Annotated in this window: 9 protein-coding genes and 2 tRNA genes; 3 read left to right on the top strand and 8 right to left on the bottom strand. The window is 40.3% G+C overall.

Annotated features, from left to right (window positions below):
- The first annotated feature begins 419 nt into the window (after positions 1-419).
- A complete protein-coding gene (locus tag KDN43_RS14280) occupies positions 420-827 on the top strand; it encodes an NUDIX hydrolase (RefSeq protein ID WP_238867181.1) in 408 nt (135 codons plus the stop codon).
- A gap of 198 nt (positions 828-1,025) precedes the next feature.
- Positions 1,026-3,683 (top strand): Plug domain-containing protein, encoded by a 2,658-nt coding sequence (locus KDN43_RS14285; RefSeq protein WP_238867183.1) that lies wholly within the window; start codon positions 1,026-1,028, stop codon positions 3,681-3,683.
- A 26-nt stretch (positions 3,684-3,709) separates the two neighbouring features.
- Here the strand turns inward: KDN43_RS14285 and KDN43_RS14290 are convergent, their stop codons facing one another.
- From KDN43_RS14290 to KDN43_RS14310, 5 genes are all read right to left on the bottom strand, one after another.
- On the bottom strand, positions 3,710-4,393 hold the full coding sequence (locus tag KDN43_RS14290; RefSeq protein ID WP_238867184.1) for a 3-keto-disaccharide hydrolase: 684 nt from the start codon (positions 4,391-4,393) through the stop codon (positions 3,710-3,712).
- Between the two features lie 148 nt (positions 4,394-4,541).
- Positions 4,542-5,891 (bottom strand): Gfo/Idh/MocA family protein, encoded by a 1,350-nt coding sequence (locus tag KDN43_RS14295; protein WP_238867185.1) that lies wholly within the window; start codon positions 5,889-5,891, stop codon positions 4,542-4,544.
- 248 nt (positions 5,892-6,139) lie between these two features.
- Positions 6,140-7,741: a RagB/SusD family nutrient uptake outer membrane protein gene (locus tag KDN43_RS14300; RefSeq protein WP_238867186.1), complete on the bottom strand. Its 1,602-nt coding sequence runs from the start codon at positions 7,739-7,741 to the stop codon at positions 6,140-6,142.
- A 15-nt stretch (positions 7,742-7,756) separates the two neighbouring features.
- Entirely contained in the window at positions 7,757-10,723 is a 2,967-nt protein-coding gene (locus KDN43_RS14305) for a SusC/RagA family TonB-linked outer membrane protein (protein WP_238867188.1), read from the bottom strand.
- Positions 10,724-10,728: 5 nt separating this feature from the next.
- Complete coding sequence (locus KDN43_RS14310; protein ID WP_238867192.1) at positions 10,729-10,950, bottom strand: hypothetical protein; 222 nt, start codon at positions 10,948-10,950, stop codon at positions 10,729-10,731.
- Between the two features lie 166 nt (positions 10,951-11,116).
- Between KDN43_RS14310 and KDN43_RS14315 the strand changes: the two genes are divergently transcribed.
- Positions 11,117-11,467: a helix-turn-helix domain-containing protein gene (locus KDN43_RS14315; RefSeq protein WP_238867194.1), complete on the top strand. Its 351-nt coding sequence runs from the start codon at positions 11,117-11,119 to the stop codon at positions 11,465-11,467.
- Positions 11,468-11,670: 203 nt separating this feature from the next.
- Here the strand turns inward: KDN43_RS14315 and KDN43_RS14320 are convergent.
- The 3 genes from KDN43_RS14320 to KDN43_RS14330 form a co-directional block, all read right to left on the bottom strand.
- Positions 11,671-11,754 (bottom strand) — tRNA-Leu (locus KDN43_RS14320).
- Positions 11,755-11,761: 7 nt separating this feature from the next.
- Positions 11,762-11,845 (bottom strand) — tRNA-Leu (locus tag KDN43_RS14325).
- A 193-nt stretch (positions 11,846-12,038) separates the two neighbouring features.
- Positions 12,039-13,310 carry a Gfo/Idh/MocA family protein gene (locus tag KDN43_RS14330; RefSeq protein ID WP_238867196.1) on the bottom strand — a complete coding sequence of 424 codons (1,272 nt, stop codon included), beginning with the start codon at positions 13,308-13,310 and terminating at the stop codon, positions 12,039-12,041.
- Between the last annotated feature and the right edge of the window lie 39 nt (positions 13,311-13,349).

The following is a 13,349-nucleotide window of genomic DNA, read 5'->3' on the forward strand; positions in this document are numbered from 1 at the left end:
CTTTACAATGCGACAAAAATAATATACACACCTGTTTTTATACCTGTTTACAGCAAAAATATTTTTCTGCTAAGATAGAAAAATATTTTTGTATTTTTGTATTACAGGTTTTGGATAGCCATATTATGAAATCGGGTCAATTATACCTTTGCTGCGGCAAGCGAAAGCGTGACTTTAGTGATAATTTGCATTAAGTCAAAAAATAATCAATATTGGAAACATGAAGCTTGCTTCAATGTTTTAGTAATGCAGGTACTTGTGGTTCCCTGACTACCCTCGGGTACCATGAAGCCAGTTTTAACTTTTTAGTCAAGCTGAATAAGCATAATCCGAACTTGTTTGAATGATGTCGTTCACAGAAGTTGCCTGAAAGGCAGAAAGGAAACAACCAACATTAGTGAACAAATGAAATGAATGATATGGAGAATAAAATTTTCTCATCGAGTGTTATCGTTGTTGTAAATAATAAAATCCTTTTAATACAACGCAGTAATTATGACGGACAGGGTGAACTATGGAACACTCCTGCGGGGCACTTTAAAGAAGGAGAAACAGCAATAGAATGTGCGGTAAGGGAGTTATACGAAGAGACTAAGATTTCAGTAAAAGAAGATGATTTTATTTTTTTCACTGACTTTGAATCCTCAATAGGTAAAGTTTATTTTTACATTCTACGTCTGGAAAATTTTCCTGAAATTGTTCTGTCCGCTGAATCACTGAGATACGAATGGGTGACTCTGAATGATTTGAACAAATACAACTTTCTGTATGATAAACAAAAGGAAATCCTTGAAATGTTCATTAAGAATAAGGGACCGGGTAGGTAAACTAAAATAGCATTAATACCTTAGTTGAAACAAATACCACATCAACCGGTCAAATCCGGGTTATGTAATTAATATTTTTTCTATAATAAATAAAGTACCGAAAGGTAATTTCTTACTGTCATTATAAAATGTTTCATTAAATTTGGCAATTATTTTAAATACATCTATGGTCAATTACATTTTAAATATTACCATGATATGAAGAAAACCGGCCTTTTTTTAATTCTTATAATGCTTGTACATTCTATCAGTGCACAAGAGCCGGCAATAGTGTCAGATTCTGTCGAATTACTTCTCCGCCAACAATTGATTGCTTTTCCACAGGAGAAACTGTATGTGCAGACTGACAAATCGGGATACCTCTCTGGTGAACGTATCTGGTTCCGTGCACATATGGTGGATGCGCTCACTCATCGTCCTGTTTTTATTAGCCGTTATATTTATGTTGAATTGATCAATCCTCTTGACGATCTGGTAAAGCGAGTAAAGATACGTCCCGACAGTACCGGAGCTTATTCCGGATATATCGACCTGGAAGATGATCTTGTACAGGGAGCTTACACACTGCGAGCCTACACTCAATTTATGCGGAACATGGACGAGGACTTTTTCTTCAGAAAATTTATACAGGTACTCGATCCGTTTTCATTGCAAATAGAACCTCTGTTGACATTTGATGTCGAGAAAAACGACATTCGCATCTCTCTTCATTTCATTGACCGTCAAAACAGCGATACCATACAACCTGAGGTTGTTACCTGCAAAATCGGGTACGGAGCCTTGAAAACTCTTCGGCCAAAGGAGAACGGATTTTATCGCCTTGATGCAAGGTTATCGGAAAAGGAAAAGAACAGAACCATGCTTCTGAGCCTAATTCACAAGGGCCGTAAATACAACCGGTACTATACTATTCCTTCCGATCCCGCCGAATATGATGTGATGTTTTTCCCCGAAGGTGGATATCTTATTCCCGGGGTTTCTTCACAGGTCGCTTTCAAAGCACTGAATGCGGATGGATTGAGCACACCCGTTTCAGGAACATTATATGATTCGTCGAGTAATGAGATCCTCTCATTCGAAAGTATACATCAGGGAATGGGCTTATTCCATTTTGTACCATCCGGGAATGAGTCGTATTATGTTATCTGCCATAATCAATCAGGGACTGCAAAACGTTTCGACCTGCCTTCTTCTAAAACGGAAGCAAGCATTATTTCGGCACGTACTGCAGGTGACTGGATCAAAATTTCTTGCCTTAAAGGCATTGAATCACAGCAGGACTCTCTATCACTGCTAATACACTACAAAGGGCAAGTTTTGCTTCACAGAATGTGGAATCCTGAGGTTGAAATGTATAATATTGCTGCCGGAGAACTACCATCAGGAATAATACATATCCTGTTGCTGAACTCAAGACAGGAGGTGCTGAGCGAACGTCTTCTTTTTAACCTGAATGAAAATGAGTTTGCCCTCATGCAGGCCACTACTCCCGAATCCACCTACAAACGAAGAGAACACATTTCTATTAGACTGAAGATGAACGACCCGGATCTTACTCCCTCTACCGGAAATATTGCCGTTTCAGTAACAGATAAAGAGAACGTTGTACGCGACAGCACGATAAACCTTATAAGTACAATGCTCTTGTCGTCGGAATTAAAAGGACATATAGAATCACCCGTTTCTTATTTTGCAGACGGAAAAGTCAACAAATATGCTCTCGATGCCCTGATGCTGACACAAGGGTGGAACAGATACGATATTCCTGGAGTTTTACAGGGAAAAATACGAACGCCAGATGCATTTACTCCCGAACTGTCACAAAGAGTAACCGGCAAGGCCTCTGGACTTTTTAGATCGCTAAAGGAAGGGCAAATCAGCCTGCTTGCCAAGCTCGACACTTTGGTCAGCACTATTACCACACAGGCTGACGAGAAAGGGCGGTTTACTTTCAACGTTGAATATCCGGAGGGAACCACAATCCTTGTTCAATCGAGAAGTAAAAAAGGTGGAAAACTAAATGTTATCAACATCGATCAGGAAGTATTTCCTCCTCTTCAGGGTGCCGGAATTACCAATAGATCGGAAGCTATAAACCAGTTCTCCTCCACGCAAGACTCCTATCTAAAAATAGCTGATGAAGACTATACACAGAAAAATGGCATCCGGACAATTTTGCTGGATGAAGTGACTATTACGGCACAAAGTCTGGAAAAGTATAAGGAATCAACTTTTTATTCTCCCATCAGTGCAGTAGGGTTAAAAACAGCCAAAGACATTGAGAAGATGGTAGTATCAGATTTGCGGTCGTTGCTATACCATCAACCTGGAATTATAATCAGAGGGGATGAAGTGACCACTACACGTTCAGACTTACCTGTGCTTTTTGTTATCGACAATGTTAATTATGAAGATTTCTCCAGTTATCTTGACAACATTGAAGTCAATTCTATCGAAAGCATATTTGTATTGAGAGATAATACCACAATGCCCGGTTATTACCCTAACACAAGTGGCGCAATAGTTATCACCACTAAGTCAGGCAACTACAAAACCGATACACACAGGCCTCCTAGCATTGATGAGATTGTTCCTCTTGGTTATCAGCAGGCAGCCGAATTCTACTCTCCCAAATACGAAACACCGGAGCAAATAGAATCATCGTTACCAGATCTCCGTACCACAATCTATTGGAAGCCAAATGTACTGTTCTCTGAAAAGGGCGAAGCTGTTATCAATTTTTATACTGCCGATTATCCGGCAGTATATCTGCTGACAGCCGAGGGTGTAAACAACAACGGGAAGCTGATTCGTTTCACAAAGGAAATAACAGTAGAAGGCAGCAATAGCCGATAATTTTTTGAAAATCTATAAACAGCTCTTTAGTCAAGTTCTTTGATCCTGATATTTCTGAATTTAACCACGGAGTTGTGCCCCAGAAATGCAATATGTCCTTTCTTATACAACAAAGATTTAGGTATTTTATTCTCTGGCACATCCTTGACGGCCTCCTGAATATCAGTATCCAGAATGGTAGTCCCGTTTAATATAATTTTTATTTTACTTCCTTCTGCAATTACTTCCTGGTAATTCCATTCTCCAGCAGGTTTCAAGTATCCCCTTTTGGCCGGAACCCATCCGTAGAGAGAGCCATGATACTGATACGGTTTTAAGTTTGCATATATTGGAGCCGAATTGTCAAGAATCTGCAATTCCATACCGTCATAGCCGCTTTTAGTAGTTATCATCTTATGTCTCAGGCCAAGCCCGCTGTTAGCTTCCGGAGTGAGTAAAAATTCAAATCGTAGAATAAAGTTATCATATTCTTTTTTAGTGTATAAATTACCATGCCCATCAGCTGGTTGCATTACTATACATCCATCCTCAAGTTTATATTCATCGGTATTACTTGTCCAGCGTAACATATCTTTTCCATCGAAAAGTATTTCATATCCGGCTTTCTTCTCTTCTGCAGACAAACTGAAACGATCTCTGTTTCCTCTCAAATTTATGGACGAACAGCCTGTAGTAATCACAAGCAAAGCTATCAATAAATATTGTTTCATACTATGATTTAGTTTTATTAAATTTTGTTCCTTTTATTATATTTAAGAATAAGTTCCCTTTAAAATTATCTGGAATCAGCGGTTTGTATACTTAACAGGCTGATATACAAAAAGCAGTTTCATAAACAACTGTTTTTGTCAGGTGGGTTCAAGATTGTTTTTTTAATGTTAGTTCCCCTGCATTCCAGTAAAGGGCCTGATTGCGCTGACAACTCTCGTAACTTAACAGAGCTGGTGCGCTGGATCGTACACCGAAAAGTACATCAGCGGTCAGCTGTTGATTATTTTTTATCCCGTCAAAGAAGTTCAGGAAGTGGTGGTAATGTCCTCCTCTGTATTCCTCTTCTGCCTGATATAAGTACTCTCGCGACGATATTTTCTGAACTTTTTGGAGATATCCTCCAACCTCTTCCCGAATGTCTGCTTTTTTTTCATCAATATCGTAGGTAGTTTTGAGTCTCACCTCATTCCAGCCTACCTCAAGTGAGCCAAGTGAACCATTTATACGGAAGTTGGTACTCCCCCATTTATTGGAAATACCATCCACATAATTAGCTCCCAATGAAAGCGTGAATGCTCCCATGTTGTTCCTGTCGGGATAATCGAAATAACCGAGCATTATATCCGGTGTATCACGTGATCCATCGGTATAGTGATGAATACCTCCGGTAGTATATATTTTTTCGGGCCCTAACGCATCCATGATGTAATGAACACTTGAGATAACATGTACAAACAAATCTCCCGCAATTGTTGTACCATAGTCTTTCCAGTTGCGCCATGCAAAAAATCGCTGGGCATCGAAAGACCTTTTGGGTGCATTTCCAAGGAATCTTTCCCACCAAATTGTTTGTGGGTTGGCACTTTCTGGAGCATTAAATGAATTAAGTACACGGGGACCACCGGTAAACTGACCGTCGATAAGATTCACTTTACCAACAATGCCTTTCTTAATCAGAATTTTAGCTGTCTTATTGCCCACAGAAGCCATTCCCTGACTTCCTATCTGAAAATATGTTTTATTTTTCTGCTGAGCTGCTACCAGTTTTTTCCCCTCACCCAATTTATGGATGACCGGTTTTTCACAATACACATGTTTACCGGCATTCATAGCCTCAATTGCAATCGGCTGGTGCCAGTGATCCGGTGTGGCAATGATCACTGCATCCAAATGTTTCAAAGCCAATATCTCACGGTAATCCTTTGTAATAAACAGATCATTACCCCATTGTCTCTTAGCCTCTTCCAAACGTTGATCGTATAAATCACAAACAGCAACCAATTTCACGCCGCCGACAGATAAAGCAGTCCTCGTATCAGAGGTTCCCATACCACCCTTTCCTATCAGAGCAATATTGATAAAAGAGTTGGGTGATACCGACCTATTTATTGAACTGATAAAAGTATCAGGGGATGGAAATAGAGACGATGTGTAAAGAGCGGAGGTCCCCAATACTATATTTTTGATAAATTTCCTCCTTGTTGTGTTTTTGTTCATAAGATTTTTGTTTATTTAGTGAATAAATGCAGATTCTTTATATAACTCATTTATAAAAAAAATTTATTCATCGAATTCTGAATAAACCCCAGATATTTATATGACAAAAATAGTTTATTATTCAATAGAAAAATTAATTTTATTATTTGATTTAACAGGATTTTTATTGAATAACTTTATTTCAATAATAAGCTATTATAAAAAAGAATAAGATGGGATATCCCATCTTATTCTTTTTTATTCATATCTTAGTATCCGGGGTTTTGGACAAGTCCCGGTTCCACTTTCAGGCTGTTCTCATGGAACGGCCATAGGTAGTTGTGGGGTTTAAAGGACCGGTCCTCCACCTTTAATGTTTCCTTACGTCCCTCAACGATCTTCGTATGTCCTTCTGCCGGCTTGTTTAAAACATTCTCTGCAATCTTCCAACGGATAATATCATCATAACGTTGACCTTCTGCAGCAAGTTCCAACCTTCGTTCATTCCGGATCAACTCAACCCACTGTTGTTGAGTATACGAAGCATACGCAGGAAGAGTAACATCGGCAAAATTCATATCCAGACCAGCTCTTCTTCTTACTTCATTGATACATTTCTTTGCCAGATCATCGATCTGGTTCAGCATGATCTTTGCTTCGGCGTAGGTCAGTAATACCTCGGCATAACGCAGTAATGGGAAATCCATATTACCACCGCTTTTGAAAGCATCCGTTTCATCCACAAACTTTTTGAACCAGAAACCCGTTCTGCTGGACCTCAATTTTTGATAGAACATTGGAGAGTTTTCATTGTAAATATCTATTTCCTCACCATAAAAATTATCTCCATGACCCATAATTGACGCACTGTAACGGGGATCTCTGTTTAGAGATGGGTTTAGTTCATACTCCTCTTTAGTATGCAACGGACATTCATCAATGGGCCTTCCCTGTGCGGTCCAGTAAGCATCGACCAATGCTTTCGTAGGCACACAGTATGATTGTCCGGGTCCTGTCCTATAATGAGGCCCTAAATGCTGGAACGACTGTGTGGCGCTGTTGCCGTGACTGGCCATATCAAACCATATGATAAATTCATTATTCGCTTTTGCAGCCTGGTAATTAAAAAGATCACCATATACCGGATGGAGGGAATATTTCTTACTGTCCATAATCTCTTTTGCCAGTTTTGCAGCCAACTCATACCTGCCGTTATAGAGAGCATAACGCATAGTAAGCGCTTTAAATGAGTATCTGTTGAACATATATTTATCGGAAGTATATTCATCGGACGGCAATTTAGCTGCTATCTCGTCGGCCAAAGGGAACAAAGTTTTTAGAATCTCTTCTTTGGGTGTGGCCGGTTGACGTGCAGTCTCCAGATCAGCCGGTTCCAGGACAAAGGGAACATTCCCCCATCGCATGGTCAGCCTGAAATAGTGCCACACCCGCAACGCTTCGAGTATGCCTTGGTATTTATCACGCACACTCTCATCTTCCACATACGGCACATCTGTATTAGCAATAAACGTGTTCAATCGTCCCAGATGTTTCATATAAAGCTCATAATAATAGAGAAAATCATAAGTATTGCTGTTGAAATTTCCGTTGGCAATATTCTGATGCCTGTCTCCTTCAAGCCTACTGTATGCATTATCCGACTTTGCTTCATCCATATAGAAAATAATTCCTCTTGAAGTTGGATGTGTAAAAACATCCAGATAACTGCTATACACAACCCTTCGTAAGTCTTCCTCGTCATTGAAGAACTCGACGAATGATGTGGCAGTAGGATCTTTTTTATCCAGAAAGTCATTACAAGCACTTGCCGTGAACAATATTAATATTGAGTATAGAATTTTTTTCATCATTGCATAGTTTTAATGTTAGAATAATGTCACCTGAAAACCAACGCTGTAAGTAGCCATCCTAGGGTATGCCCCATTACCACCGTCACGCTCCGGCTCAAGTCCCTCCCAATTGGTAAAGGTGAGAAAATCCTGAGCATTGAAATATACACGAAGATTTCTTATATTGTTCCTCACCTTAGGTATAGTATAACCCAACTGAAGCGATTTAATGCGGAAGAAAGAAGCGTCGCTCAGCCACACATCACTTAAATATGTATTCGTGCTTGAGCCTGTCCAGACACGGGGGAAACGGCTATTCGGCGTCTCTGGCGTCCAACGGTTATCGGCATAGTATTGACGGGGAGCACCTAGATTATTGCTCCCTCCATCCACAAACACCGGATAACCTTCCTGACCTCCCAGTCTGCCCACTCTCTTTCCTACACCTTGACCAAGCAAACTGAAATCCCAATTTTTGTAACGCATATCTAACGTAACAGAATAGTTGTAGTGAGGTGCGGTATCACCTAAGTAGGCCCTATCTTCATCATTTAATATACCATCTCCGTTCTGGTCTACGTACTTAATATCTCCAGGGAGCGTATTGGGAAATTTTGCTGCTGTTGCGTCAACCTCTTCCTGATTTTGGAAATAACCGTCGGTTCGGTAACCGTAATAGTTATTAATGGGGATACCCCGATACCAAATCCGGTCGTTCGTTCCTTTGAATATCAATGTATCCGTGGTGTTATACCCGGCCTTAAGAACCTGATTCCTGTTGTCGAACAACATCCCGCCTATACTGTACGAGAACTCATCAAGCTGGTCTGTCCATTTTGCCGAGATCTCCCATCCCTTGTTTTCAACCTCCCCAATATTTACTGAGGATGTCAGATAATACGATCCTGTTAACGGCGGAACCGGAAAGTCGGAGTATATCAGGTCAAATGAATGCTTTTTATAAATATCGGCAGTGACTGTCAAGCGGTTATTCAACACCCCCAAATCCAACCCAAGGTTCCCTTGATTCTGCTTTTCCCAGGTAAAATCCAGATTCGGCACTCGCATAGTCCATCCCCAGGTATTCACTACTTCCTGCCACAAATAGGGATCTACATTCTCATTTCCGATTCTTCCCCAGGAAGCCCTTATTTTAAGATTAGAGATAGCCCCCGATTCTTTCAATGGCCTCATAAAAGCTTCATTATGAGCATTCCACCCAAAAGAGGCTGAAGGGAAAAAACCCCACTGACGGCCGGGAGCGAACTTGCTGCTTCCATCGGTTCTGACAGTTGCTTCCAGCAAATATCTGTCATCAAAAGAGTAGTTTAGCTTGGAGAAAAAGGATGCTTTAGTTATTTCCCGATAATCTGTGAATATATAGGACATTACTTCTGTCCCCCCCACGGCATAAAGTTTATCCTTACCTCCCCTCAATTCTTTTTCGAAATTCAACAGGGCCCTTCCGGTCAACTGGCTCTGACTCACGTTCTGTTCAGCACCAATATCATTACCCCATGTTGTCACCGGCTTGCCGTCTCCATCGAAAAACTTATGTGTTAAACGTCTCCATTTGCTTGCTGATTTATCAATCATATACGATACGTTTCCCTCAAAATTGAGATCATCCGTAATATAATAACGCGGGCGCAGATTGATCGTACTCTTATCATACATATAGTTCCAGGTTCCTCCCTTATCAATAAAGGCCACAGGGTTCATATCATTGTGAAGAATATAATGGTTAGGGATATCCGTGTCTTTATAAAACACCCCCTGAGTAGGATTCATTCTCCAGGCAATCTGATACAATCCATGCCCGTCATTGTTCCTTCTAAGCCTGTCTACTTTCAATCGATGCGCATAAAAGTCGGCCAAAAGAATAAACCGGTCCGCAATATTGATATTTGTATTAAAACGGGCACTAAACTTATCAGAACCTTCAATCTTATTCATCCCGTTCTCTTCAATATAACCAAGCATGAGGTTAAATGTTCCTACACCTCCCCCTCCGGAAATACTGGCCGTTGTATTGTAAGCCGTGGCTTGCCTTTCCATAATCTCTTTCACCCAATCGGTATTAGGGGTAACGCCCTCTTCTGCCTGACTGATATCCAAATCCGTATAAAGCAGAGGCTGACCTTGTAACGTATGTGCTTCATTTCTGAGTTTCATAAAATCGGCCGAGTTTACAAACTTCGGCAGATTGAGAGGGTTTTGAATAGCAAACCATGAATTCACATTCACCCTGAACTGCCCCGTCGTTCCTCTGTTAGTCTCAATGATAATAACTCCGTTTGCGCCTCTTGATCCATACATAGAGGCAGCAGCAGCATCCTTTAGAATATTAATACTCTTAATCTGATTCGGATCCACGTCGGTAAGAGGCTGCTCCATACCATCTACAATCACTAAAGGAGCAGCATTTTGAAGAGTACTGACTCCTCGAATAGAGATACTTCCTGGAACAGATCCGGGGAGATTACTGCCCTGTAGCATAGTCACGCCGGGAATAGTTCCGGCAAAAGCTTCCTCCAGTTTAACTATAGGACGACTCACAACTCTTTCCATATTTACAGACTCAATAGAAGACGCTAAATGCCTTCTTTCCACCGTATTATATCCGGTTACAACAACCTCTTCCAGCCTTACAGTATTCTCTAACAGGATGACATCGATCTTTGTCTTTCCAGCTGTTGTTACTTCATAATCTCTAAACCCCATGTAACTAAAAATCAGTGTTACATCTCCGTCTACATTAATTTCATAAATACCATTTTCATCAGTAGTCGTACCGATATTGGTTCCTTTAATAACTACAGTGACGTAAGGTAAAGTTTCACCTTTCTGGTCAGTTACTATTCCATATACCCTCTTTTGTTGCTCCACATTTACTTCACTGGAATGTAGAGTGACCGCTTCTTTTCTTGCTCCTTTTGCGTTTTCGCACAACAACCATGAACAAAGAACGAAAAAGACAATAAAAACATTGAACTTACTCATATTCATTATTTTAATCTGGTTACTTTAATTTCATTTATCAAACCTTGTTCGGTTACAATAAACTGTGCTTTCTTTATTTTCTTTAAACGGGATGCGGCAGCCCTGACAGAACTGGAATTAATCGTTCTCGCAGATATCATCACAGTTTCACCTACCTTTAAACTTAATAGTGTATCGGGTATCGATATTTTAGTAACCGGTTTTATGGTATTTGCCTGATTATTCATATCTTTGTGAAATGTCTAATTTTGTTGCAACGCATTAAACATTAATTAACAATGCAAATATACTGTATATATTCAGTGATGGCAAGTAAAAAGCGAATTTATGGTGTAATTTATACTGTTTCTAAATAACAAAAAATCGATAATTACCTGAGGAACAATACAAAATATGGAATTCATAGACAGGTTAAAATTATTCATAAAATCAAAAGGACTGGGACAAACTAAATTTGAAGAGCGGGTTGGTTTTTCGCGGGGATATATCAGTAAGGTAAAAACTTCGATTGGTGCGGACAAACTGTCCAATATCGTGGAAGCTTTCCCCGACCTGAACCTTGATTGGCTTATCACGGGAAAGGGGAAGATGACAAGCACTCCGGTTCAGCCAGCCGCTGTCGAACAAACAACCGACACCTTGGAAGAAAACTCCGTAAAATATAAAAACAAATACCTGGAGATGCTGGAAGAAAACAGGAAACTCCGAATTGAGATAGAAAGACTTCGCAAGATAAAAAAGTAACGGTCGAAAGAATCATGTGTACAGAAAACATGAAGGCAACAAAAAATACTCATTAGATCATGAAAAATATATTGCAGATAAGGTCTTGGCGGAAGTGTAAAGAGAATAACAAAACAATGAAAAATTCAAAAGTAAGGTGAGAGAACTATTCCAAATGGTACGAAAAAAATATAAGAACAACATGTGACTGAGAATCAACAAAGTGCGCAGGATGAGAGTCGAACTCACACGCCGTAACCGGCACTACCCCCTCAAAGTAGCGTGTATACCAATTTCACCACCTGCGCATTGCAGTGCCCGGAACAGGGGTCGAACCTGCACGTTGTTGCCAACACTAGTCCCTGAAACTAGCGCGTCTGCCAATTCCGCCATCCGGGCTCATAACTTACCAATATATTAAAAGGCCTCCGCCTGATAACGCATCAGAAAAATAAAAACACCAATGTTTTTGTTTCCGTAGCTCAACGGCCATACTTCCCCTACTCAGGGAAAGGCTGGCCGTACAGCTTTTTCTGAATTGCGGATGCAAAGATACAAGATTTTTTAAATTGAACCCAATATTTTTTGAATTTTATTTTATGTCGAACTGTTTTAAATTCAATTTCGGGTCAATCCGATGCGGTGTGTATATCAGTTCGTCCCATGTGACCTTCTCCTGCCTGGAAGCCGCCTCTCTTCCCAAGATAGCACTTAAGGTAGAATTACATCCAGATTCAAGCTGATTCATATATACTCCTCCTGTTATACTATCAATAAAAGCCTTGCCTTTATTGATATCAGCATCGTCTAATGACGACGAGCTGGCGCCTTTTGCAATAGATTCAGGCGTAAGCTCCGACGAAGAACGTACAACTCCAGAATCCCATTTATTCTCGCCCATAATAAACACTCCCCCGCTGTAATGTGCTTCAGCAATACCTTTTGTCCCAATAAACCTGGCACAAACATCACCGAAAACTTTCCCGAATTTACTGGAATGTACCGAAACATTCACATCATTCGGATACTTATAAATTACCTGATAGTTTGTCCATGCATTACCAAAGTCTGGACCTCCTTTCCTGCTTCCTTCACCTATGGCATATAAAGGATTGGCACCCAAAATCCAATTGCATGTATCGATCATATGAATGGCCTGATCGAGATAACATCCGCCTGAAATTTCATGGAAATGGTAATGATTACGAATACGTGTTTCGTCGTACGACATTCCTTCGTGGGGAATAATTACAGCACCCGATGAAAAATAATAGAGCTGTACCGTGACAAGGTCACCAATATCACCTCTTTTAATTCTTTTTGCCATTTCTGCATAAGGAGTAGCATAACGAATCTGGAAACCGTCGAACGCCGATACTTTTCCATTAATGTTCTTCCCTGTTCTGAGTACCTGCCTGCATCCGTCGGCATCTACAGCCATAGGTTTTTCACAATAAACATGCTTCCCCGCAGCAACCGTATCTTCCAGAATTTGAGGATGTGAATAGCCTGGAGATGCAATAATTACAGCATCAACATCTTGGTTTTCCAATAATCTAAGATATGCTTCAGATCCTGTATAGGTTCTATTCTTCGGAACAGGAGCATAGCCTCTTTTTTTGTTAAGTACATTGGCAAAGTCGATCCCCTTTACGAGCTTATCTTCAAAAAGATCAGCCAATGCGGTAATCTGAATATTTGAGCTTTCAGACATACTATTAAGGATTCCCGTTGCACGTGAACCGCACCCCACAAGCCCTACCCTCACAGCAGAATTATTACCTGATGCAAAAACTATCTCCGGTTTTAATACGGTAAGTGTTGAAATGGCGGAAACATTCCTAATGAAATTTCTTCTGTTCATAGTATATATTATTATATATTGTTCCTTTACGTTACCAGA

The sequence above is a fragment of the Proteiniphilum propionicum genome, assembly GCF_022267555.1.
GTDB lineage: Bacteria > Bacteroidota > Bacteroidia > Bacteroidales > Dysgonomonadaceae > Proteiniphilum > Proteiniphilum propionicum.